This is a genomic window from Mycobacterium sp. NGS67, from assembly GCF_059812185.1.
Window position 1 is genome coordinate 1 of the sequence record NZ_JCALCF010000026.1, and the last position, 21,250, is coordinate 21,250.

The window sequence follows — 21,250 nt, forward strand, 5'->3', positions numbered from 1 at the left end:
AAAGGCGCCCGACACGCCGAGCCTGCAGGGGCTTTTGCGTCTGCTCGCCCACTCGATGGGGAGTCGAAAAGTGACAGCTCTGAGCGCCAACCTCGTCGCCGCCAAGGACCGCTACCCAGACCACGTCGCGCTGCGCCTCGACGACCTGCAATTCACCTACGCCGAGTTCGACGCCGCCGCGGGCCGGGTGGCAACCCTGCTGGAACGCGCGGGTATCGAGCCCGGTGACCGGGTGGGGGTGATGCTGCCCAACACGCCCGCCTTCGCCGTCGCGTTCTACGGGATCATGTACCGCGGTGCGGTCGCGGTCCCGATGAACCCGCTGCTGAAGTCGCGCGAGGTGGCCTTCTACCTGTCCAACAGCGGTGCCAAAGCGATCTTCGCGACGCCGTTGTTCGCCGACGAGGCCACCGCCGGCGCCGACGAGGTGGGCGCCCAGTGCTGGCTGGTCGACGACGCGGCGCTGACCGAGCTGACCGAGGGCCTGCCCGCCCACCCGCCGGTGGAGCGCGCCGACGACGACGTCGCGGTCATCCTGCACACGTCCGGCACCACCGGAAAACCCAAGGGCGCCATGCTGACTCACGCCAACCTGCGCCGCAATGTCGACTTGAGCGTCCGTACCCTGCTGCAGATCGGGCCGCAGGACGTGGTGATGGGTTGCCTACCGCTGTTTCACGTGTTCGGCCTGACCTGCGGACTGAACAGCTCAGTCCTGGCGGGCGCCACGCTGACCCTGATCCCCCGGTTCGACCCGCGCAAGGCCCTCGAGGTCATCGAACGCGACGGTGTCACGCTCTTCGAAGGTGTGCCGACGATGTATTCGGCGCTGCTCAGCCTCGCCGACGAGGCCGCACAGCGGGCCACCCGAAGCCTGCGGGTCTGCGCATCAGGCGGTGCGTCGTTGCCGGTCCAGGTCCTCACCGACTTCGAAAAGGCCTACGGCTGCATGATTTTGGAGGGCTACGGACTGTCGGAGACGTCACCGGTGGCCTCGTTCAACCATCCGGACCGCCCCCGCAAGGCCGGGTCCATCGGCACCCCGGTCGAAGACGTCGAGATGCGGGTGGTGGACACCGCCGGCGACGAGGTGCCGCAAGGCGAACCGGGCGAGATCCAGATCCGCGGCCACAACGTGATGAGGGGTTACTGGAACCTGCCCGACGCCACCGCTGCCGCCATCTCCGAACACGGCTGGTTCGCCACCGGCGACGTCGGGCGTGTCGACGAGGACGGCTACTTCTACATCGTCGACCGCACCAAGGACATGATCATCCGCGGCGGCTACAACGTGTATCCCCGTGAGATCGAAGAGGTGCTCTACGAACACCCCGCCGTGGCCGAAGCCGCCGTGGTCGGCGTGCCGCACGACGAACTCGGTGAGGACGTCGGCGCCGCCGTCGCGCTCAAGAAAGACGCCACCGTCGAACCCGACGAACTGCGTGACTACGTCAAGGCCCGGGTGGCGGCCTACAAGTACCCGCGCCGGATCTGGTTGGTGGATGCGCTGCCCAAAGGGCCGACCGGCAAGGTCCTCAAGCGCGAAATCGAGGTTCCGGCCACTCAGGACACCGAGACTCAGGACCCGGTGTAACCCGGGGGGTTGGCTCCCTCGACCCAGAAGTCCACGCCCAGTTCCGAACCCGGCACGCAGTCGTAGACCGACAGGTCGCTGACACCGGACTCGACGAGCACGTCCTCGCACAGCAGCGTGTTGCCGGTGTACTCCCGCGACGGCTTGTTCAGGATCACGTAGGCGGCGTCGGAGTACACCTCGGGCTTGCGGGACCGGGCCATCGCCTCGTCGCCGCCGAGCAGGTTCTGCACCGCGGCGGTGGCCACCATCGTGCGCGGCCACAACGTGTTCGAGGCGATGCCGTCGGCGCGCAGCTCCTCGGCAATGCCCAACGCGCACAACGTCATACCGAACTTGGCCATCATGTACGCGGTCGGCTTCAGCCACTGCTTGTCGAGCAGCACCGGCGGCGAGAGCGTCAGGATGTGCGGGTTCTCGCGGCCCTTGAGGTGCGGAATGCAGGCCTGCGAGACCGCGTAGGTGCCACGCACCTGGATGCCGTTCATCAGGTCGAAGCGCTTCATCGGCACCTCGGTGATGGATCCGAGGTTGATCGCCGAGGCGTTGTTCACGCAGATGTCGATGCCGCCGAACTGCTCGACCGTCTTGGCCACCGCCGATTCGACGGATTCCGGGTCGCGCACGTCACCCACGATCGGCAGCGCCTGCCCGCCGGCCTCTTCGAGTTCCTTGGCGGCGGTGTACACCGTGCCCGGCAGCTTCGGGTGCGGCTCGGCGGTCTTGGCGATCAGCGCGATGTTGGCGCCGTCCTGCGCGGCCCGCTTGGCGATCGCCAGCCCGATACCGCGGCTGGCACCGGAAATGAACATGGTTTTACCTTGAAGCGACATGGCGTCACACTAACGCCCGCTCCCAGCTGCGCTGACCCGGGTTCGTCGGCTGAGCCGGGCAGCCCGGAAATACCACGCCGAGCAAAGCCGTTGATTGAGACGTCGCCGACGCAATGAGCGACCGGGGCGGGCAGTTGTCGGTCGCGGCCTTTAGATTGGGAGGAGGAAGCCTGGTGTCAACTGCGACGAGCGTGTTGCGCGACGAGCGGTTGGATCGCTTCCTTGCGAGTCCGGCGGCGCTGGTTGCGCTGTCCGGTCACACCGCAACCGAAGGGACCGTGCTGACCAAGATGGCCGACACCGATGGCGAGACCGGGCCCGCGGTCGCCGAGAACGGGCCGCCCGAGCATCAGGAGAGCGACGCCGAGCTGACGGCGCGCTTCGAGCGCGACGCGATTCCGCTGCTCGACCAGCTCTACGGTGGTGCGCTGCGCATGACGCGCAATCCCGCCGACGCCGAGGACCTGCTGCAGGAAACGATGGTCAAGGCCTACGCCGGGTTCCGGTCGTTCCGGGCCGGCACCAACCTCAAGGCGTGGCTGTACCGCATTCTGACGAACACCTACATCAACAGCTACCGCAAGAAGCAGCGGCAACCGGCGGAATACCCGACCGAGGAGATCACCGACTGGCAGCTGGCCGCGAACGCTGAGCATTCCTCGACCGGGCTGCGGTCGGCCGAGGTCGAGGCGCTGGAAGCGCTGCCGGACACCGAGATCAAAGCGGCGCTGCAGGCCCTGCCCGAAGAGTTCCGGATGGCCGTTTACTACGCCGACGTCGAAGGATTTCCGTATAAAGAGATCGCCGAGATCATGGGCACCCCGATCGGTACCGTGATGTCTCGGCTGCACCGCGGACGGCGTCAGCTGCGTGAACTGCTGGCCGATGTCGCCAAGGACCGTGGCTTCATCCGCGGACAACACGAGGAGGTGTCGTCATGAGTGATCAGCTTGGCTCCGCCGACTCCTGCCCGCTCAGCCACGACGCCGACAGTCACCTGGGCTGCGCGCAGGTGATCGCCCAGATCTGGACCTTGCTGGACGGCGAATGCCAGCCCGACGAACGGCAGATCCTGCAGAGCCACCTCGACAACTGCCCGGGCTGTCTTCAGCATTACGGGCTGGAGGAACGGATCAAAGAGCTGATCGCCGTCAAATGCAGTGGTGAACGAGCCCCCGACGGCCTGCGGGAACGGCTGCGGATCCAAATCAGCCGGACCACGATCATCCGGGGCGAGTTCTAGTCCTTAAGCGTTGGGCCGCTTGCCGTGGTTGGCCTTGCTGTACTTGCGGTCGCGCTTCTTCCGGCCACGCTTGGCCATCTCTGAACCTCATTTCGTCAAGCTCTCAAGGCGGCAGCACGCCGCTCAGTTGGCCTCCAGTGTCTCATGGTCCAGGCAATGCGCCGTCAACAGCCCGCGCGCCGCGGTCGCGAACGGCCTTATGGTTCGATATACAGAGCCTGACAGACCAGCATGCGCAGTGGCCGAGACGAGTGGGGTGATGATGTCCGAGGAGGTTCGCGCCGAAATCGTGGCCAGCGTGCTCGAAGTCGTGGTCAGCGAGGGCGACCAAATCGGGCAGGGTGACACCGTGGTGCTGCTCGAGTCCATGAAGATGGAGATCCCGGTCCTGGCCGAAGTGGCCGGAACCGTCAGCAAGGTGAGTGTTTCGGTCGGCGACGTCATCCAGGCCGGCGACCTCATCGCCGTCATCAGCTAGCCCGCTACCAGGTCCATGTCCACGCTCGGTGATCTGCTCGCCGAACACACGGTGCTGCCCGGAAACGCCGTCGACCACCTCCACGCCGTCGTAGGGGAGTGGCAGTTGCTCGCCGACCTGTCGTTCGCCGACTACCTGATGTGGGTCCGCCGCGACGACGAAGTCCTGGTGTGCGTGGCGCAGTGCCGGCCCAATACCGCCGCGACGGTCCTGCAGACCGACGCGGTGGGCAGCGTCGTGTCCGCCGATCGGCTGCCGCTGGTCGCCGACACCTTCGCCGCCGGCTCCCCGGCACTGGAAAGCGAAGCGGGCGAGCAACATTCGTGGCAACTGCCCGGTCCCAACGTCGCCGCGTCCCCGGTGCGCTACCGCGACCAGGTGGTGGCCGTGCTGACCCAGCACCAGACCGATTCGGCGGCCGAGCGCATGTCCGGCGGCTTGGAAACCGCCTACCGGGACTGCGCGACCGATCTGCTGCACATGATCGCCGAGGGCACTTTCCCCGACGTCGGCGACGTCGCCATGTCACGGTCCACCCCGCGCGCGGGCGACGGCTTCATCCGCCTCGACGTCGACGGCATCGTCGCCTATGCCAGTCCCAACGCTTTGTCGGCCTACCACCGGATGGGCCTGACCAGCGAGTTGGAGGGGCACAACCTGATCAAGGTGACCCGCCCGTTGATCTCGGACCCGTTCGAGGCGCAGGAGGTGGCCGAGCACATCCTCAACCTGCTGGCCGGCGGATCCAGCATGCGTATGGAGGTCGACGCCGGCGGCGCCACCGTGCTGCTGCGCACACTGCCGCTGGTGGTGCACGGGGAGAACGCCGGAGCGGCGATCCTGATCCGCGACGTCACCGAGGTCAAACGCCGCGACCGCGCCCTGATCTCCAAGGACGCGACCATCCGCGAGATTCACCACCGGGTGAAGAACAATCTGCAGACGGTCGCGGCGTTGCTGCGTCTGCAGGCCCGGCGGACCGTCAACGCCGAGGGGCGCGAAGCGCTGATCGAATCGGTGCGCCGGGTGTCGTCGATCGCGCTGGTCCACGACGCGTTGTCGATGTCGGTGGACGAGCAGGTCAACCTCGACGAGGTGATCGACCGGATCCTGCCGATCATGAACGACGTGGCCTCCGTCGACCGCCCCATCCGGATCAACCGCGTCGGCGACCTGGGAGTGCTGGACTCCGACCGCGCGACGGCACTGATCATGGTCATCACCGAACTGGTGCAGAACGCGATCGAGCACGCGTTCGACCCGACGGCCGCGGTCGGATCGGTGACGATCCGGGCCGAGCGCTCGGCGCGCTGGCTGGACGTCGTGGTGCACGATGACGGGCGCGGATTGCCCGAGGGATTCAGCCTGGAGAAGTCCGACAGCCTGGGGCTACAGATCGTGCGGACGCTGGTCTCGGCGGAATTGGACGGGTCGCTGAGCATGCGGGACGGCCTCGATCGGGGCACCGACGTGGTACTGCGGGTGCCGATCGGTCGACGGGGCCGGCTTCTGGCATGACGGGTGCGCAAAACAGTGCGGCCCCGGCAATTGCCGGGACCGCACCTGTTGGTCGAACGTTGGTATCAGACTCCGCTGCGAGCCTTCGTCCGGGCGTTGCGACGCTTGAGTGCGCGCCGCTCGTCTTCACTCATTCCGCCCCAGACGCCGGAGTCCTGGCCGGTGTTCAGAGCCCAGCCGAGGCACTCGGTGGTCACCGGACACCGATTACAGACCAGTTTCGCGTCAGCGATCTGCGCAAGTGCCGGTCCGCTGTTCCCAACCGGGAAGAACAGTTCCGGATCTTCGTCGCGACAGACCGCCCTATGGCGCCAATCCATTAGTTGCTACTCCTCACTATGTGCGCAGCACTGCGCACGGGCATTTTCTTCTTGGCTGTTGAACCGTGCACAAGAAAGGGGTTCCGTACCTCTGCATATCTGACGCATGCAACCTTTTGATCGTTTCACAGGCTCAACAGATGTCAATAGCGTTACGCGGGCTCGTGGGCTATCTCACTTCAACGAACTCTTACCCATGCCCTTAACCAGTTGTACTACACTACTCGGCGAATTTCGCCCCACAGTTTTGTCGCGGGCCAGTCACAGCTTGGATCGCGCAGGTCAGCGGGTTGAAGCCGGCAGCGGGGCGACCACCGACAAGGCGTTCCGGACCGATCGGAACGTGATCGAATCACGCAGACCTAGGTATTCGCCGTCGCACTGAAATGCGGCCGGGGCGTCCATCTTCGTGACGGTGACGTAACCGACGTCGTCATTGCGGATCAGTTGCTCGGCCTTCGGATCGGGTCGCTTTGCGAGGAGTTGGCGAAGTACGCGCACGGTAGGGATCAGCTTCATCTTGGTGAGCGCGAAGATGCCCAGATCCGATTCGAAGCTGGCCCCGGGGTTGGTGACCATGGGCTTGTCGTCGCTGTAGGTCCAGACGTTGGTGTTGCACACCCAGACGAAGTGCACGCCCGATACCGGCTGCTGCTCGGGCTGCTGCAGGATGAGGTTCGGCGGGCGGCGACTGAATTTCACCGAGACGGGCACCGCGATCCGCCAGTAATTCATCGGCGTCACCTTCACGCCCCGCTCGCGGGCCGCTTCGACCGCCTCCAGCACCTCCGCATCGACACCCAGCCCGGCGTTGACGATCGCCCACAGCTCGCCGCAGTCGATCAGCGAGATGCGGCGCCACTGGCGGTGCCGCTCGTATGCGTCGAGCAGCTCGATGAGCTGGTTGGTCGCCTCGGTCGGATCCCGGTGGATGCCGAGCGCCCGCGCCAGCACATTCGCCGAGCCCCCGGGGACGATCGCCACCGCCGGCACCGGGCCGGCCGGCGTCGATCCGGGACGGCCCAGCATGCCGTTGACCACCGCACTCACGGTCCCGTCTCCGCCGTGCACCACCACCAAGTCGTATCCCTCGGCGACGGCGGACCGGCCGAGTTCCTCGGCGTGGCCGGCGTGTTCGGTATTCGCGACGGTGAGCTGCACCCGGCTCTCCAGAGCGTGCGTCACCAGTTCGCGGGCGGCCGGGGTGATGCTGGTGGCGATCGGGTTGGCGATCAACATGGCACGCATGACGCTTGAGCTTACGGATGTGAGGTCACGCTTTACGCTGGCGTCTGTGACCAACCCCGCCCCGCCCACCATTCGTCGTGCCGGTTTGCTCGTGGCGGCGCAGGGCGTGGCGGCGCTGGCGGTAGCGATCATTCTGGTGATCCGTGCGGTGGCGGGAGCCGACCAGCACGTGGTCAACGGCCTGGGCACTGCGGCCTGGTTCGTGGTGGTCGGGGTTGCGGTGCTGGCGGGGGGATGGGCGCTGATCACCGGTCGGCGGTGGGGCCGCGGACTGGCTGTGTTCACCCAGCTGCTGCTGCTACCGGTGGCCTGGTATGTGGCGGTGGGTTCACACCGGCTGCAATTCGGTATCCCGCTCGGATTGTTGGCGCTGGCCACGCTCGCCCTGCTGTTCAGCCCGACGGCCGTGCGCTGGGCCGCCGGCGACGATCAGCGGGGCTCGGCCAGCGCGGTCAGTTCCGGACCGGACAACCGATAGGTAGTCCATTCTCGCTGCGGAACCGCGCCGACCCCGTCGTACAGGGCGATCGCGTCGACGTTCCAGTTGAGCACCGCCCACGCCAGTCGCGTGTAGCCGTTGGCGACGCATTCACCGGCCAACGTCGCCAGCAACCCACGGGCCAGGCCGCGGCGCCGATACCCCGGACGCACGTAGAGGTCTTCCAAATAGATGCCGGCCGCGCCGTCCCAGGTGGAGAAGTTGAGGAACCACAGCGCCATCGCGGCGACCCGCCCGTCGACCTCGGCCACGTGCCCGTGCACAGTCGGATCAGTCTCGAAAAGTGCTGTCGCTAACTGCTTTTCGGTCGCTGCGCAGTGTTCGGCGGCATGCTCGAACTCGGCGAGTTCGTGGATCATGGCGGTGATGTCGGCGACGTCGTCGGGCGTGGCGCGGCGGATGTTCACTGCTCGACTCCCAATGCGTTCAGGATGGTCGCGAATTTCGTTGTGGTTTCGACTACTTCGTCGTCGGGATCGGACTCGGCGACGATGCCGCCGCCCGCGTGTGCCAGTGCGGTGCGACGGTCGGCCGAGAGTTGCGCGCACCGGATAGACACCACCCAGTCGCCGTCGCCCCGGGCATCGCACCAGCCCACCGCACCGGCGTAGAAGCCGCGGTCACCTTCCAGTTCGGCGATCAGCTCGGTGGCCGCAGCTGTCGGTACCCCGCCGACGGCCGGGGTGGGATGCAGGGCCAGCGCCAAATCGATTGCGGTCGTTGACGTGTCGCGCAAGCGGCCGACGATCGGGGTGCACAGGTGCCAGACCGCCGCGGTGCGACTCAACTGCGGCTCGGCGGCGATGGTGAGGTCGGCGCACAACGGTTCCAGGGCCGCGCGCATGGTGTCGATGACCAGTCGATGCTCGTGGCGGTTCTTGTCCGATTCGGCCAGCGCGGTCCCGTTCGCGGCGTCGGCGTCGGGGTCAGAGGAGCGGGGCGCCGACCCGGCGAACGGCCGGCACACCACCTGCTCACCGGAGCGCGCCACCAGGAGTTCGGGGCTGGCGCCCACCAGGGCGGCCCCGGCGTAGTCCGCGCCGGCAGCGGTCAGGTCGACCAGGTAGCTGTAGGCGGTCGGGTCGGCGGCGGCGAGTCTGCCCAGGACCACGCGGACGTCCAGTGGCGCCTCGGCGACCAACCGCAACGATCTGGCCAGCACCACCTTGTGCAACGAATTGCCCGGATCGGCCAGCCGATCCCGCGCCCGGCTGATCCGGGACCGGTGCTCGGCGGGCGGGGGCACGGCCGCGTCGACGCGCACCGACGGTGCCGGTCCCGTCGGCCAGGCGGAGCGCGCGCCGACGCGCTCCGGCGTCAGCAACGCAGCCGACCGGGACACGTCGAAAGGCAACGCGCCCAACACTATTGGCACCGCTCCGGAACGCAGCGCGGCCTGGGCGTCCCGCACGTCGTCGTAGCGGGACCGCACACCGTCGGCTACCCACGTTCCGCGCGGTCCGGTCAGCGCGAACGACGGTTCGGGGCTCACGCCACTGCGCTCGGACGGGGATGACAGCTGAGCCCGAGCTGGCTGAGCTGGCGCAGGCCGTGTTCGAACCCGCAGACCGCGATCGTCGCGGTGGGCATACCGAAGCGGCTGCCCGCGGTCAGCGGTTGTTGGACCCAACGGGTGATCACCGCGCGGGAGAAGTGGCCGTGGCTGACGAACAACACGTCGCGCGACTCCATGTTCTCCAGTGCCAGCGCGATGGCTCGGTCGGCGCGTTCGCTGACCTGCTCGACACTTTCCCCGCCGGGGCAGCCGTGCGTCCAGACCAGCCAATCCGGGTCGAACTCGTGGATCTGCGGAGTCGTCAGACCTTCGTACTCGCCGTAATCCCATTCCGCGAGCAGCGGGGTGACCTGATCGATGATGAGCCCGGCCAGATCGGCGGTCGCCAGGGTGCGGCGACGCGGGCTGCAGAACACGAACGGGTGCTGCAGATCGAGCTCGCCGAGGACGACTCCGGCGAACTCGGCCTGCTCCCGCCCGGGAGCCGTCAGCTCGATGTCGGTGCGGCCGGTGTGCTGCCCGGATCTGGACCACTCGGTCTCGCCGTGTCGCAACAACAGCAACCGGTGGTCGTGCACGCCCATGCCAGCGATTCTGCCCGAGACACGCCAGCACCTCGGCGGGCTGCCACCCCGACCAGTCGCGCCGGTACGTGCCAGGATGGGCACTGTGACTGACATGCGCGTGCTGGCGGTGGCCAACCAGAAGGGCGGGGTGGCCAAAACGACCACGGTCGCCTCGCTCGGGGCGGCGATGGTGGACAAGGGCAAGCGGGTGCTGCTCGTCGACCTGGACCCACAGGGATGCCTGACGTTCTCGCTGGGCCAGGACCCCGACAAACTTCCCGTCTCGGTGCACGAGGTACTGCTCGGCGACGTCGAGCCGAGCGCGGCTCTGGTGTCCACCGCCGAGGGCATGACGCTGCTACCGGCCAACATCGACCTCGCGGGCGCCGAAGCGATGTTGCTGATGCGGGCCGGGCGCGAGTACGCGCTGAAGCGGGCGCTGGCCAAACTCGCCGACGATTTCGACGTGGTGATCATCGACTGTCCGCCGTCGCTGGGCGTGCTCACCCTCAACGGGCTCACCGCGGCCGACGAGGTCATGGTGCCGCTGCAATGCGAGACGTTGGCGCATCGAGGGGTGGGTCAGTTCCTGCGGACCGTCTCCGACGTCCAGCAGATCACCAACCCCAACCTGCGGTTGGTCGGCGCGTTGCCGACGCTGTACGACTCGCGCACCACCCACACCCGTGACGTGCTGCTCGATGTCGCCGACCGCTACGAGCTGCCGGTGTTGGCGCCGCCGATCCCGCGCACGGTGCGCTTCGCCGAAGCAAGCGCGTCGGGGTCGTCGGTGCTGGCCGGACGCAAGAACAAGGGCGCGCTGGCCTATCGCGAGTTGGCGCAGGCGCTGCTCAAGCACTGGAAGACCGGCAAGCCGCTGCCGACCTTCACCGTCGAATACAGCTAGCCTCGCCCGGGCGAGCAGACGCAGAATCGCACGAAATCAGGCGATTTTGTGCGATTCTGCGTCTGCTCGCGGCCCCTCAGCGCGCCTTAGCGCGCCTTAACCGAGCGCGACCAGGGTCTCGCCGCGCTGCTCGAACACCCGCGAACCCGACACCACCGGGATGACAGCCGAATTGCCGGGTTGTCGTTCCACCGGAATGTATCGGCTGGGCTCACCGCTCACCGGGTCGTACACCCCGATCGCGCCGGTCACCGGCACCAACATCTGCCCCGCCATCATCACTCCCGGCCCCAGCGGAACAGCCGTCTCACCAGCGGCGATCGTGTAACGCAGCGCCAAGCTGCTCGAATCGAACACCAGCAGCGCGTCCCCGGTCCACCAGGTGACCACCCCGCCGCTCTGCGACACGACCGCCGATTCGGCCGGCGGGCCGGCCACCAGCGTGCTCGACACCGGGGTGCCGGTGTCGTCGACGACGTCGACCCGGGGCTGTGGTGTCGGCAGATACACCGCGGTGCGGTTCTGCGAGACCACCAGCACCCGCGCGCCGGTGCCCGGTCGCACGCCGGGTTCCTGCACAACCTGCTGCACCGGTTCGTCGTCCTCCTTGCCCGGGCGCAGTAGCAGCAGGCGCATGTCGGCCTGGTTGGCGCAGGACTCGAGCACCGACACCGCCGACGAGCTGGCGGCGGCCGATTCCAGGGTGCAGCCCGAGTGCAGTCCGCGCGCCGACGGCTTCACCCGCGCGTCGGTCTCGCCGTAGGCGAGCATTCGGACCATGTCCGACCGCCACATCTCCAGCCGGGTGCTGCCCGCCGACAACACCGTGGTGCCATCGGACGACAGCCGCACCCGCGGATCGGCGTAGCTGGTGCGGGCGGGTCCACGCCGGCCCGTCGACCCGTCGATGGTGCTGACCTGCCCGCATCCGCGGTCGTCACGGTAGACCGCGACGGCGTAGTGGTAGATCCACGTCACCCCGCACAGGTCGGCGTCGCGCGAGTAGCTCCACAGCGGTTGACCGGTGTTGGGGTCGCGCCCCTCCACCAGACGGCCGTTTCCGGTTGCCACGGTTCCGCCGGCCACCACCGGCACCCGAGTGGCCGGACTGGGTGCGGCCCACAGCTGACGCAGCGCGGCAGGCACTTCCCGAGCCGGAGTCGGGGTCGGGGCCGGAACGGCCGCCGGCCGGCTGATGGTGGCCCGGGCGTCGCTAGTCCACCAGATCAGGCCCGCCACGACGGCGACGACGAGCGCGATTGTCGCGGCGCCCACGATGTCGGCCTTGGTGCGGCGCTCGGGTCGGACCACGGAAGTGAGTATGGCTCAGTTCGTCGCAGCAGCGGCATCCGCCGGCTTGCGCCGACGACGGCGCCGCCGGGCAGACGAGCTGGACGGGGTAGCCGAGGTGGCACCAGCGGCGGGCGGGGCTTCGGCCGCGGCTTCACCGTTGGGGCTGACGGGGTGACCGGTGACCGGCTTGCCGCCTCGGGTGCGCTTGCGTTGTTTGGTGGTGCGACGAGCGGGACGGGCCGAACCGTCGTTGCCGGTCTCGCGGCGCTTGGCCGGCGCCTTACGCGGCGCGCCGACGGCGCCGCCGGCCTCCGTCGGGATGGACAGCTCGGAGTACAGATGCGGGGAATTGGAGTAGGTCTCGGCCGGGTCGGGCGAGTCCAGTCCGAGTGCCTTGTCGATCGTCCCCCAACGCTCCAGCTCGTCCCAGTCCACCAGCGTCACCGCGACGCCGGTGCGACCGGCGCGGCCGGTGCGACCGATGCGGTGGACGTACATCTTGTCGTCCTCGGGGCACTGGTAGTTGATGACGTGGGTGACGTCGTCGATGTCGATGCCGCGAGCGGCCACGTCGGTGGCGACCAAAACGTTGATGTCGCCGGAACGGAACGCCTTGAGAGCCTTCTCGCGCGCGATCTGACCGAGATCGCCGTGGACGGCGCCGACGGCGAAGCCGCGCTCGTGCAACTCGTCGGACACCTTCTGGGCGGTGCGCTTGGTGCGGGTGAAGATCATGGTCGCGCCGCGCCCGTCGGCCTGCAGGATGCGGCTGACCAGCTCGACCTTGTCCAGCGCGTGCGCGCGGTAGACGAATTGCTCGGTGGTGTCGTGCACGGCCAGGGAATGCGGGGCCTCGGCCCGGATGTGGGTGGGCTGGACCATGAACGTGCGGGCCAGGGTGATGATCGGATCGGGCATGGTCGCCGAGAACAACATCGACTGGCGGTCGCCGGGGATTTGCCGCAGGATGCGCTCGATGTCGGGCAGGAAGCCCAGGTCGAGCATCTCGTCGGCCTCGTCGAGCACCAGCACCGACAAACCGCCCAGCTGCAGGTGGCCCTGCTGGCACAGGTCGAGCAGCCGGCCCGGGGTGCCCACCACGACGTCGGCGCCCTTGTGCAAGGCCTCGATCTGCGGTTCGTAGGCGCGGCCACCGTAGATGGCCACCACCGACAACGGGCGCTCGCCGCCGTCGTCTTTGGCTGCGGTCAGGTACTTGGCGGCGGTCGCCAGGTCACCGTTGACCTGCAGGCACAACTCCCGCGTCGGCACGACGATCAGGGCGCGCGGGGCACCGGTCAGCGGGCGGGTGGCGGTGTCGGAGGTGATGCGCTGCAGCAGCGGCACACCGAAGCCGAAGGTCTTGCCCATACCGGTGCGGGCCTGGCCGATCACATCCTCGCCGGCCAGGGCAAGCGGCAGGGTCAATTCTTGGATGGCAAAGGGGGTTTCAATGCCCTTCTCGGCCAGAGCGCGGACGATTTCGTCGCGAACTCCGAGTTTGGCAAAGGTGAGTCCAGAGGTGCTTTTGAGTGCGGTCATACGCGGGTGGAATGCCTTCCGGTGAAGTAATCGAACTTGAATCGGACTAGTTCGTGCTGTTCTGTGTCGCGGTTCACGCGCGCACCAGTTCCGACTCGACTACTTCGCCGGGCCCGCTCGGTGATATCGAAAAATTTGGGCGGGCGGCTACGTGCACGCACATTTCCTCGGTGGTGGCAGCACAGATTCAGCCACTACCAATCAGTCATCATACCTGGTCGCCCAGCGGGGCCCGTCCTGTTCCCCGGCTGCCTACTACAGTGTTGCCATGCCCCCGCCCTCAGCTGCCGACGAAGTGGCGGATTCGCCCAGTCCCCGGCTGTCGGCGGACCATCCCGGCGTCAACGAACTATTCGCACTGCTCGCCTACGGCGAAGTGGCCGCGTTCTACCGGTTGACCGACGAGGCGCGGATGGCACCGGATCTGCGTGGCCGGATCTCGATGGCCAGCATGGCCGCCGCCGAGATGGGGCATTACGAGTTGTTGCACGACGCGCTGGAAAAGCGTGGCGTGGACGTGGTTGCGGCGATGTCGAAGTACGTTTCGGCGCTGGAGAACTATCACCGGCTGACCACTCCGAGCACGTGGCTGGAAGCGTTGGTCAAGACCTACGTCGGCGATGCTCTGGCCGCCGACCTGTATCTGGAGATCGCCGGCGGTCTGCCCGACGAAGTCGCTGACGTGGTCCGCGCGGCGCTGTCGGAAACCGGGCACTCGCAGTTCGTCGTCGCCGAAGTGCGCGCCGCGGTGACTTCCAGCGGCAAGCAGCGCAGCCGGTTGGCGTTGTGGTCCCGCCGGTTGCTCGGCGAAGCCATCACCCAGGCGCAGTTCCTGCTGGCCGACCACGACGAGCTGGTCGACCTGGTGCTTTCCGGGGGTGGCGGGCTGGGTCAGCTCGGTGCGTTCTTCGATCGCCTGCAGCAGACGCACAACCAGCGGATGCGCGAACTGGGGTTGAGCTGACGGGTCAACGGGTGCAGGTCGTCAGCGCCGAGTTGTTGGCGGAGGCTTTGACCAGCTGGCCCTGGGCGTTGACGATCGAGCAGTTCAGCTGACCGTAGATGCTGGTCGCGATCACCGACTCGGTCTGCACGCCGGGGTTGAGGACGACCATTTTCGACCACGGCAGTGCGACGTTGAACTCGGTCACGGGAAAGCCCCGCGCGTCGGTGTAGACGATGTTCACCATGTCGAAGAGTTGCTTGGTCCCGGTCACGCTGTAGACGACGGTGCGCGGGTTCAGCGCCGCACCGGGCGGGGCAGCGGTGGGTGCCGGTGCCGCGGTCCTGGTGGGCGCGGTGTTGGAGGGTGTCAAGGTGGTGACCGTTTCCGGCGGCAGCTGTTTGGCGCTGGGCGCAGTGGTGGTCGGCGTCGGTGACAGGCTCGGCGGGGCCGGCTGGCGCGATGTGGTGGAAATCACCGTGCGCGGGGTCGGCGCACCCACGGTGGCCTTGGTCGTCGCGCTGTCGCCGCTGTTGATGATGACCGCGGTTGCGACGGCGCCGATAGCCACCACGACGCCGATGAACAAGGCGACCGGGCGCCAGCGGTGGTCTGCCGGCCAGCCCCACTCCTCGCCGTCGTCGTCGTCCCAACTCTCGTCGTCGGCGTCGTAGCCGGCCCAGCCGTCATCGTCCGGGTAGTCCTCGGTCTCCCGGTCCATGTCGTAGAGGGTGTTACGCGTGTTACTGATGATGCCGATGGTATCGACGGTCCGATCAGCGGGGGCGGGCCCGGCGGCGGCTAGACCGAATCGTGACGGGTTCGTTCGCTAACCGCGAACTGCCGGTCAGGGGGCGCGGCGCGCTGGCGGTCGGACTTGTCGATTAGCCTGCTGCTGAGACGTTTACGACGCAACGCCAACGGAAGGGGACCCGTGGAGGTCAAGATCGGTATCACGGACAGCCCGCGCGAGTTGGTGTTCTCCAGTGGGCAGACGCCCGCGGAGGTGGAAGAACTCGTCGGCGCCGCGTTGCGCGACGAATCGGGGCTGCTGGCCCTCAACGACGAGCGCGGCCGTCGCTTCCTGGTCAATGCGGCCAAGATCGCCTACGTCGAGATCGGGGTCGCCGACGCGCGGCGCGTCGGATTCGGTGTCGGCGCAGTCGGTGCGGAAGTCGCGGGGAAGAGTTAGGAGCGGGTCAGCGGCACGTGCGACAGGCCGCCCCAGGCGAACTGCACGGTGCCGTCGACCGCGGCTGACTTCGAGATCGGACGGTCGGAGTCCAGCCAGTACCGGGCGCTGTCCACGCTCATGCCGACCAGCCCGACAGCGATCATCCGGGCGCGGTGCGGATCCAGCCCCGAGTCCTCGGCGATCAGCGCGAACACCGCGTCGATGCACGATTCGGTCGCGACCCGCACCTGCGCGGCGACCTCGGGCTCGGTGACGTAGTCGTTCTCGAAGATCAGCCGATAGCCCTGGCTGTCGTGCTCGATGAAGTCGAAGAACGCCTGGACCGCGGAGTGCAGTCGCTGGCGGTTGTCGGTGGTCCGGTCCAGGGCCTGTTGCACGCCGGACACCAGGTTGTCCACGTGCCGGTTCAGCACCGCCAGATACAGTTCCAGCTTGCTGGAAAAGTGTTGGTACAGAACAGGTTTGCTGACGCCGGCCCGGTCGGCGATCTCGTCCATCCCGGCGGCGTGGTAGCCGCGATCGACGAACACGTCGCTGGCGACGATAAGTAACTGGCCGCGACGCTCATCGCGCGGCAGCCGGTTGCCGCGCCGGTTGGACGGGACGGCGCCGTCGCCGGGCCGAACGCCGTCGGCCGACCTGACAGCGCGTCGCGGCGCCGCCTTGGCGAGATCGCTCATCGGTCCTCAATCCGTTGCTGGTGCGCCTATTTTGCCATCCCCGAAGTCGCACCGTATGTCGCAAGAAGACTACTACCTGCGGCGTCCCGCCGATCCGAACCGGCGTTATCCCGCGTGGCCGGGTCTGTCGCAGGCCCGTTTTCGGGCGCGCCAGGACGGGACGGCGCCCGTCGCTGTGCAATCCTGGGGAAATGACGTCCCCGCCACCTGCCCGGCCGACTGGTCGTGCGCCGGTGCTGCGCGACGAGTGGCGGGAGCCGCTGCGGGCTCAGCGCGACCCGCTCGGGCAGAACGCGGGACGGGTCCGTGCCGACCGCGACCGCCCGCGCCAATGGCGCAAACAATCCTGGCTCGGACGGTTCGTATCGACCTACGGCTGGCGCGCGTACGCCTTGCCGTTTCTGACGGTGCTCACCGTGGTGGTGGCCTACCAGACGGTGACGGGCACCAACACACCCAAGCCGGCGGCGAGTTCGATCCACAAAGACCCGCCGACGATCGGTGCGGTCGGCACCTCGATCCTGGACACGCCGCCACGCGGACTGTCTGCGTTCGACGCCAACCTGCCCACCGGCATCCTGCCCGAGGGCGGTCCGTTCACCCCGGCCGGGGACAAGACGTGGCGCGTGGTCCCCGGTACCACCCCGCAGGTCGGGCAAGGCACCGCCAAGGTGTTCCGCTACACCGTCGAGGTCGAGAACGGCCTGGACCCCACGATGTACGGCGGCGACGACGCTTTCGCCCAGATGGTCGACCTGACGCTGAACAATCCGAAGGGCTGGACGCACAATCCGCAACTGGCTTTCGTCCGGGTCGACAGCGGCAAGCCCGACTTCCGGATCTCGCTGGTCTCGCCGATGACGGTTCGGGTGGGATGCGGCTACGAATTCCCGCTGGAAACCTCCTGCTATAACCCGTCCTTCGGCTCGGACCGCGAGTCGCGGGTGTTCATCAACGAAGCGAGGTGGGTGCGCGGCGCGGTGCCGTTCGAGGGCGACGTGGGTTCCTACCGGCAATACGTGGTGAACCACGAAGTCGGCCACGCCATCGGCTATGTGCGCCACGAGCCCTGTGACCAGCAGGGTGGGCTTGCCCCGGTGATGATGCAGCAGACGTTCTCCACCGCCAACAACGACGGGGCGAAATTCGACCCCGATCAGGTCAAGGCCGACGGCAAGACCTGCCGGTTCAACCCCTGGCCGTTCCCGATCGCCTAAGTAGCGCGAACAGACGCAAAAGCCCCCAGTTTCGTGCCGAAACGGGGGCTTTTGCGTCTGTTCGCGGGTGCGCTGGCGGGTGCGTTGGCGGGTGTGCTCGCGGGTGCGCTCGCGGGTGTGCTGGATCGCCTAACCTCGTCTTTGTGACACCATCGCTGCCGCCTCTGGTCGCGCCCGCGACCGCGCTCACCCGCGACGAAGTGGCCCGCTACAGCCGTCACCTCGTCATTCCCGAGATGGGACCGGACGGGCAGAAGCGGCTCAAGAACGCGCGGGTGCTGGTGATCGGCGCGGGTGGGCTGGGCGCACCGACATTGCTGTACCTGGCCGCCGCGGGTGTCGGCACCATCGGGATCGTCGACTTCGATGTCGTCGACGAGTCCAACCTGCAGCGCCAGATCATTCACGGCGTCGCCGACGTCGGGCGGCCCAAAGCACAGTCGGCCCGAGACTCGATCGCGGCGATCAACCCGCTGGTCGACGTGCGCCTGCACGAGTTCCGGCTCGGGCCCGACAACGCGGTCGAGTTGTTCGGTGAGTACGACCTGATCCTGGACGGAACCGACAATTTCGCGACCAGATACCTGGTCAACGACGCAGCGGTGCTGGCCGGCAAGCCCTACGTCTGGGGATCGATCTTCCGGTTCGAAGGTCAGGTCTCGGTGTTCTGGGAGGACGCACCCGACGGCCGCGGCCTGAACTACCGCGACCTGTACCCCGAACCGCCGCCACCCGGGCTGGTGCCCTCGTGTGCCGAAGGCGGTGTGCTCGGCGTCATCTGCGCCTCGATCGCCTCGGTGATGGGCACGGAAGCGATCAAGCTGATCACCGGGCTCGGGGAAACGCTGCTGGGCCGGCTGATGATCTACGACGCACTGGAAATGAGCTACCGCACGATTCGGATCCGCAAGGACCCCGCCACCCCCAGGATCACCGAGCTCGTCGACTACGAGTACTTCTGCGGGGCGGTGCCCTCGGACCCGGCCGATTCCACGATTACTCCGCAGGAGTTGCGCCGGCTGATGGATTCCGGCACAGATGTGGCCCTGATCGACGTCCGCGAGCAAGCCGAGTGGGACATCGTGCACATCGACGGCGCCAAGCTGGTCCCGCTGTCGACGATCACGTCGGGGGACGGGTTGACGCGGCTGCCCCGAGCCGGCAAAGCGGTGCTGTACTGCAAGAGCGGCGTGCGTTCGGCCCAGGCGCTGGCGGCGGTGCAGCAAGCCGGTTTCTCTGACGCGGTGCATCTGCGGGGCGGAATCATGGCCTGGGCCAAGCAAATTCAGCCCGACATGGTCATGTACTGAGCCTGCCCGCGGTGCCGTCGGGTCGGCTGCAAAATCCGGGTATTGAGCTGCGGCGTCGGCGGTGCCGCTGGCCAAGGCGCCCAGCAGGGCTGTCTGGCGCGCTCGGCAAGCCGGGCCAGCCAGGCTGATATCAGCGCTGCTCAGCTGTCAAAGGCGAGGTGCAGCGTTGTGGATCCAGCGCGATGCACAACGCCTGCAACGACTCGGGCCGCACCCGCTGAAATACGGCGGCTGGCCACGAGCTCATGAGCTGGACAAATTGTTGGGTGGGACCCCGCAAGCCGCGTGCTGATCGCCGGGCGCATTCGCCCGATATGGGAACCGAAAGTCCGGCTCCCCAGCGCGTCGTGCCGACGCGCATCGCCACCCAGATAGGCTGACTCCCGTGAGTGTCGAGCCACCGCCGGAGCACGTGCTGGCGGCGTTCGGCTTGACCGGTGTGCAGCCCGCTGCCCTGGGCGCCGCGTGGGAGAACGGCTGGCGCTGCGGTGAGGTCGTCTTGTCGATGGTCGCCGACAACGCGCGTGCCGCCTGGTCGGCGCGGGTGCGGGAGACGTTGTTCGTCGACGGCGTGCGCCTGGCCCGCCCGGTGCGGTCGACCGACGGCCGCTACGTGGTTTCCGGCTGGCGGGCAGACACATTCGTCGCCGGGACCCCGGAGGCCCGGCACGACGAGGTGGTCTCGGCGGCGGTCCGGCTGCACGAGGCCACCGGCAAGCTGGAGCGTCCCCGATTCCTGACTCAGGGCCCCACCGCGCCCTGGGCCGACGTCGACGTCTTCATCGCCGCGGACCGCGCCGCGTGGGAGGAGCGCCCGCTGCAGTCGGTCCCGCCGGGAGCGCGGACCGCGCCGCCGTCCGCCGACGCCGAACGATCGGTCGAACTGATCAACGAACTCGCGACGCTGCGCAAGCCGACCCGCAGTCCCAACCAGCTGGTGCACGGCGACCTGTACGGCACAGTGCTTTTCGCCGGCACCGCACCGCCGGGCATCACCGACATCACGCCGTACTGGCGCCCCGCCTCATGGGCTGCCGGGGTGGTGGTCGTCGATGCGTTGTCGTGGGGAGAGGCTGACGACGGTCTCATCGAGCGCTGGAATGCGCTACCCGAGTGGCCACAGATGTTGTTGCGCGCCTTGATATTTCGCCTCGCCGTGCACGCGCTGCATCCACGTTCCACCGCGGAGGCGTTTCCCGGACTGGCCCGCACCGCGGCACTGGTCCGGCTCAATCTCTAGTCCTCGGAGCCGAACTCGTAGCGGACGTGACTCAGCGCGATCCGGCCGTCCACCGACAGCACGCCCTCTGCGCGCAACAGCTCCAACTGCCGGGCGGTCAGATGCGCAGCGGGGCGGCCGGACGCGGTGATCACCCGGTGCCAGGGCAGGTCCGCGGAATCGGTGCGCATGATCCAGCCGACGATGCGTGGACTGGAAAGCCCTGCGACAGAGGCGATGTCGCCGTAAGTGGCGACCCGGCCCGCGGGTATGGCCGCGACCAGCGCGCGAACGCGCTCGACCTGTTCGTCGGTGATCTGCGCCACGGCTACCGCGACTTCAACATATTGCGCACCAGCGTCGCCACGTCGTCGGGTTTGGCGTGCGGCACCATGTGATCGCATTCGTAGTCAAGCAACTGGAAGTCGTCACCCAACTGATCCCGCAGTTCCGTGATCAGCCGGTCGCTGACGTAGGGCGGTGACGTCCACGTGGCTCGCACCAACGTCGTCGATATGCCCTGGGGCGGCACGACGATTTCCCGCGCGAGCTCGCTCCAGTACGAAGTGATCGCCGGAAGGCTCATGCGCCAGCCGTACTGTCCATTCGGCATCTGCACCAGGTGCTCGTCGAGGTCGGCTGCGAGCACCGCCGGGTCCACATCTGCCCACGACCCGGTCGACTTCTCTGCGAAGGCCTCCGCGCGGTCCGGGTAGTACGGCGACGACAGCATGGCCTCGGCGATCTCTGCCATCCATTGACCGTCCAACCCGATCGCGGGGTCGAGCAGCAACAATGCGGCCACCAGATCGGGGCGGGCCGCGGCCAGATGCAGCGCCACCGCGGCGCCGAAGGAATGGCCGACCACCTGCACCGGACCGTCCGCCCCGGCATCCAGCAACGCGCTCAACGCCGCGACGTTGGCGTCGATGGTCCAGGGCGCCGCCCACGACGACCTGCCGTGGCCGATCAGATCGGGCGCCGCGGTGGCGATTTCGGGTATGTAGTCGGTGAAGTGTTGCCACCGCCGGCCGTGGCCGGTCAGCCCGTGCAGCGCCAGCAGCTTGATCGGGCCGGGCGGTCCGAAGCGGTGTATGTGCAGGTCGGCGGTCACGCGTCGATGATGCCA

At 67.8% G+C, this 21,250-nt stretch carries 25 protein-coding genes; 12 read left to right on the forward strand and 13 right to left on the reverse strand.

All coding sequences use genetic code 11. From position 1 onward, the window contains the following. The first annotated feature begins 70 nt into the window (after window positions 1–70). Window positions 71–1,594 (forward strand): long-chain-fatty-acid--CoA ligase, encoded by a 1,524-nt coding sequence (locus AC5Y4D_RS20890; RefSeq protein WP_500038159.1) that lies wholly within the window; start codon window positions 71–73, stop codon window positions 1,592–1,594. Here AC5Y4D_RS20890 and AC5Y4D_RS20895 read toward each other — a convergent pair. Beyond that, window positions 1,579–2,427, reverse strand: coding sequence for an SDR family oxidoreductase (locus tag AC5Y4D_RS20895; protein WP_499941838.1), 849 nt, complete (start codon window positions 2,425–2,427; stop codon window positions 1,579–1,581). The genes AC5Y4D_RS20890 and AC5Y4D_RS20895 overlap by 16 nt on opposite strands. Window positions 2,428–2,717: 290 nt before the next feature. On the opposite strand from AC5Y4D_RS20895, the gene AC5Y4D_RS20900 reads away from it, so the two are divergent. Together AC5Y4D_RS20900 and rsrA are read left to right on the forward strand one after the other, a co-directional pair. Next, the gene (locus AC5Y4D_RS20900; RefSeq protein ID WP_499941917.1) at window positions 2,718–3,368 is read left to right on the forward strand and encodes a sigma-70 family RNA polymerase sigma factor; all 651 of its coding nucleotides are present in this window, start codon (window positions 2,718–2,720) and stop codon (window positions 3,366–3,368) included. Further along, window positions 3,365–3,670: a mycothiol system anti-sigma-R factor gene (gene rsrA / locus AC5Y4D_RS20905; protein WP_499941840.1), complete on the forward strand. Its 306-nt coding sequence runs from the start codon at window positions 3,365–3,367 to the stop codon at window positions 3,668–3,670. The genes AC5Y4D_RS20900 and rsrA overlap by 4 nt, the downstream gene beginning before the upstream one ends. Window positions 3,671–3,673: 3 nt before the next feature. Here the strand turns inward: rsrA and AC5Y4D_RS20910 are convergent, their stop codons facing one another. Then, complete coding sequence (locus AC5Y4D_RS20910; protein ID WP_089025046.1) at window positions 3,674–3,748, reverse strand: 50S ribosomal protein bL37; 75 nt, start codon at window positions 3,746–3,748, stop codon at window positions 3,674–3,676. 184 nt (window positions 3,749–3,932) lie between these two features. Between AC5Y4D_RS20910 and AC5Y4D_RS20915 the strand changes: the two genes are divergently transcribed. Both AC5Y4D_RS20915 and AC5Y4D_RS20920 read left to right on the forward strand, forming a co-directional pair. Beyond that, a complete protein-coding gene (locus tag AC5Y4D_RS20915) occupies window positions 3,933–4,148 on the forward strand; it encodes a biotin/lipoyl-binding carrier protein (RefSeq protein ID WP_499941919.1) in 216 nt (71 codons plus the stop codon). 15 nt (window positions 4,149–4,163) lie between these two features. After that, window positions 4,164–5,666, forward strand: a complete 1,503-nt coding sequence (locus tag AC5Y4D_RS20920) for a sensor histidine kinase (protein ID WP_499941842.1) — start codon at window positions 4,164–4,166, stop codon at window positions 5,664–5,666. A gap of 65 nt (window positions 5,667–5,731) precedes the next feature. On the opposite strand, the gene whiB1 is transcribed toward AC5Y4D_RS20920, so the two are convergent. After that, on the reverse strand, window positions 5,732–5,986 hold the full coding sequence (whiB1, locus tag AC5Y4D_RS20925; RefSeq protein ID WP_036353357.1) for a transcriptional regulator WhiB1: 255 nt from the start codon (window positions 5,984–5,986) through the stop codon (window positions 5,732–5,734). A 282-nt stretch (window positions 5,987–6,268) separates the two neighbouring features. Beyond that, the gene (locus tag AC5Y4D_RS20930; RefSeq protein ID WP_500038122.1) at window positions 6,269–7,234 is read right to left on the reverse strand and encodes a diacylglycerol/lipid kinase family protein; all 966 of its coding nucleotides are present in this window, start codon (window positions 7,232–7,234) and stop codon (window positions 6,269–6,271) included. Window positions 7,235–7,280: 46 nt separating this feature from the next. Between AC5Y4D_RS20930 and AC5Y4D_RS20935 the strand changes: the two genes are divergently transcribed. Then, window positions 7,281–7,712: a hypothetical protein gene (locus tag AC5Y4D_RS20935; RefSeq protein ID WP_500038123.1), complete on the forward strand. Its 432-nt coding sequence runs from the start codon at window positions 7,281–7,283 to the stop codon at window positions 7,710–7,712. Here the strand turns inward: AC5Y4D_RS20935 and AC5Y4D_RS20940 are convergent. Genes AC5Y4D_RS20940 through AC5Y4D_RS20950 form a run of 3 tightly spaced genes read right to left on the reverse strand, consistent with a single transcriptional unit; the run spans window position 7,664 to window position 9,833 of the window. Then, complete coding sequence (locus AC5Y4D_RS20940) at window positions 7,664–8,092, reverse strand: GNAT family N-acetyltransferase (RefSeq protein ID WP_500038160.1); 429 nt, start codon at window positions 8,090–8,092, stop codon at window positions 7,664–7,666. The two genes, AC5Y4D_RS20935 and AC5Y4D_RS20940, sit on opposite strands and share 49 nt — an antisense overlap. Before the next feature lie 44 nt (window positions 8,093–8,136). Then, a complete protein-coding gene (locus tag AC5Y4D_RS20945; protein WP_500038124.1) occupies window positions 8,137–9,225 on the reverse strand; it encodes an isochorismate synthase in 1,089 nt (362 codons plus the stop codon). Then, the gene (locus AC5Y4D_RS20950; RefSeq protein ID WP_499941850.1) at window positions 9,222–9,833 is read right to left on the reverse strand and encodes an acid phosphatase; all 612 of its coding nucleotides are present in this window, start codon (window positions 9,831–9,833) and stop codon (window positions 9,222–9,224) included. The genes AC5Y4D_RS20945 and AC5Y4D_RS20950 overlap by 4 nt, the downstream gene beginning before the upstream one ends. Before the next feature lie 85 nt (window positions 9,834–9,918). On the opposite strand from AC5Y4D_RS20950, the gene AC5Y4D_RS20955 reads away from it, so the two are divergent. Then, the gene (locus AC5Y4D_RS20955) at window positions 9,919–10,722 is read left to right on the forward strand and encodes a ParA family protein (RefSeq protein WP_499941851.1); all 804 of its coding nucleotides are present in this window, start codon (window positions 9,919–9,921) and stop codon (window positions 10,720–10,722) included. Window positions 10,723–10,818: 96 nt separating this feature from the next. On the opposite strand, the gene AC5Y4D_RS20960 is transcribed toward AC5Y4D_RS20955, so the two are convergent. Together AC5Y4D_RS20960 and AC5Y4D_RS20965 are read right to left on the reverse strand one after the other, a co-directional pair. Beyond that, complete coding sequence (locus AC5Y4D_RS20960) at window positions 10,819–12,033, reverse strand: Rv3212 family protein (protein ID WP_500038125.1); 1,215 nt, start codon at window positions 12,031–12,033, stop codon at window positions 10,819–10,821. A 15-nt stretch (window positions 12,034–12,048) separates the two neighbouring features. Beyond that, window positions 12,049–13,557 (reverse strand): DEAD/DEAH box helicase, encoded by a 1,509-nt coding sequence (locus AC5Y4D_RS20965; RefSeq protein ID WP_500038126.1) that lies wholly within the window; start codon window positions 13,555–13,557, stop codon window positions 12,049–12,051. 268 nt (window positions 13,558–13,825) lie between these two features. Here AC5Y4D_RS20965 and AC5Y4D_RS20970 point away from each other — a divergent pair, with 268 nt between their 5' ends. Continuing rightward, the gene (locus AC5Y4D_RS20970; protein ID WP_499946189.1) at window positions 13,826–14,521 is read left to right on the forward strand and encodes a ferritin-like fold-containing protein; all 696 of its coding nucleotides are present in this window, start codon (window positions 13,826–13,828) and stop codon (window positions 14,519–14,521) included. 4 nt (window positions 14,522–14,525) lie between these two features. Here AC5Y4D_RS20970 and AC5Y4D_RS20975 read toward each other — a convergent pair whose 3' ends face one another. Next, window positions 14,526–15,221, reverse strand: coding sequence for an MmpS family transport accessory protein (locus AC5Y4D_RS20975; protein WP_500038127.1), 696 nt, complete (start codon window positions 15,219–15,221; stop codon window positions 14,526–14,528). A gap of 213 nt (window positions 15,222–15,434) precedes the next feature. Here AC5Y4D_RS20975 and AC5Y4D_RS20980 point away from each other — a divergent pair, with 213 nt between their 5' ends. Next, a complete protein-coding gene (locus AC5Y4D_RS20980; protein ID WP_499946187.1) occupies window positions 15,435–15,692 on the forward strand; it encodes a DUF3107 domain-containing protein in 258 nt (85 codons plus the stop codon). Here the strand turns inward: AC5Y4D_RS20980 and fasR are convergent. Beyond that, window positions 15,689–16,375, reverse strand: coding sequence for an HTH-type transcriptional activator FasR (gene fasR / locus AC5Y4D_RS20985; RefSeq protein ID WP_499946186.1), 687 nt, complete (start codon window positions 16,373–16,375; stop codon window positions 15,689–15,691). The two genes, AC5Y4D_RS20980 and fasR, sit on opposite strands and share 4 nt — an antisense overlap. 191 nt (window positions 16,376–16,566) lie before the next feature. Here fasR and AC5Y4D_RS20990 point away from each other — a divergent pair, with 191 nt between their 5' ends. The 3 genes from AC5Y4D_RS20990 (at window position 16,567) to AC5Y4D_RS21000 (ending at window position 20,142) form a co-directional block, all read left to right on the forward strand. Next, the gene (locus AC5Y4D_RS20990) at window positions 16,567–17,592 is read left to right on the forward strand and encodes a DUF3152 domain-containing protein (RefSeq protein ID WP_499946185.1); all 1,026 of its coding nucleotides are present in this window, start codon (window positions 16,567–16,569) and stop codon (window positions 17,590–17,592) included. Window positions 17,593–17,735: 143 nt separating this feature from the next. After that, a complete protein-coding gene (gene moeZ / locus AC5Y4D_RS20995; RefSeq protein WP_500038128.1) occupies window positions 17,736–18,902 on the forward strand; it encodes an adenylyltransferase/sulfurtransferase MoeZ in 1,167 nt (388 codons plus the stop codon). Between the two features lie 385 nt (window positions 18,903–19,287). Then, complete coding sequence (locus AC5Y4D_RS21000) at window positions 19,288–20,142, forward strand: TIGR02569 family protein (protein ID WP_500038129.1); 855 nt, start codon at window positions 19,288–19,290, stop codon at window positions 20,140–20,142. On the opposite strand, the gene AC5Y4D_RS21005 is transcribed toward AC5Y4D_RS21000, so the two are convergent. Beyond that, the gene (locus AC5Y4D_RS21005) at window positions 20,139–20,447 is read right to left on the reverse strand and encodes an MGMT family protein (RefSeq protein WP_500038130.1); all 309 of its coding nucleotides are present in this window, start codon (window positions 20,445–20,447) and stop codon (window positions 20,139–20,141) included. The genes AC5Y4D_RS21000 and AC5Y4D_RS21005 overlap by 4 nt on opposite strands. 2 nt (window positions 20,448–20,449) lie before the next feature. Beyond that, window positions 20,450–21,235, reverse strand: coding sequence for an alpha/beta fold hydrolase (locus tag AC5Y4D_RS21010; protein WP_500038131.1), 786 nt, complete (start codon window positions 21,233–21,235; stop codon window positions 20,450–20,452). Between the last annotated feature and the right edge of the window lie 15 nt (window positions 21,236–21,250).

Excerpts from the sequence above, each read along its gene's own strand:
- AC5Y4D_RS20970 (WP_499946189.1), top strand. The coding sequence starts at position 13,826 with ATGCCCCCGCCCTCAGCTGCCGACGAAGTGGCGGATTCGCCCAGTCCC.
- AC5Y4D_RS20940 (WP_500038160.1), bottom strand. The coding sequence starts at position 8,092 with ATGATCCACGAACTCGCCGAGTTCGAGCATGCCGCCGAACACTGCGCA.
- AC5Y4D_RS20930 (WP_500038122.1), bottom strand. The coding sequence starts at position 7,234 with ATGCGTGCCATGTTGATCGCCAACCCGATCGCCACCAGCATCACCCCG.
- whiB1 (WP_036353357.1), bottom strand. The coding sequence starts at position 5,986 with ATGGATTGGCGCCATAGGGCGGTCTGTCGCGACGAAGATCCGGAACTG.
- AC5Y4D_RS20950 (WP_499941850.1), bottom strand. The coding sequence starts at position 9,833 with ATGGGCGTGCACGACCACCGGTTGCTGTTGTTGCGACACGGCGAGACC.
- AC5Y4D_RS20965 (WP_500038126.1), bottom strand. The coding sequence starts at position 13,557 with ATGACCGCACTCAAAAGCACCTCTGGACTCACCTTTGCCAAACTCGGA.
- AC5Y4D_RS20915 (WP_499941919.1), top strand. The coding sequence starts at position 3,933 with ATGTCCGAGGAGGTTCGCGCCGAAATCGTGGCCAGCGTGCTCGAAGTC.
- AC5Y4D_RS20900 (WP_499941917.1), top strand. The coding sequence starts at position 2,718 with ATGGCCGACACCGATGGCGAGACCGGGCCCGCGGTCGCCGAGAACGGG.
- rsrA (WP_499941840.1), top strand. The coding sequence starts at position 3,365 with ATGAGTGATCAGCTTGGCTCCGCCGACTCCTGCCCGCTCAGCCACGAC.
- AC5Y4D_RS20975 (WP_500038127.1), bottom strand. The coding sequence starts at position 15,221 with ATGGACCGGGAGACCGAGGACTACCCGGACGATGACGGCTGGGCCGGC.
- fasR (WP_499946186.1), bottom strand. The coding sequence starts at position 16,375 with ATGAGCGATCTCGCCAAGGCGGCGCCGCGACGCGCTGTCAGGTCGGCC.
- AC5Y4D_RS20920 (WP_499941842.1), top strand. The coding sequence starts at position 4,164 with ATGTCCACGCTCGGTGATCTGCTCGCCGAACACACGGTGCTGCCCGGA.
- AC5Y4D_RS20895 (WP_499941838.1), bottom strand. The coding sequence starts at position 2,427 with ATGTCGCTTCAAGGTAAAACCATGTTCATTTCCGGTGCCAGCCGCGGT.
- AC5Y4D_RS20990 (WP_499946185.1), top strand. The coding sequence starts at position 16,567 with ATGACGTCCCCGCCACCTGCCCGGCCGACTGGTCGTGCGCCGGTGCTG.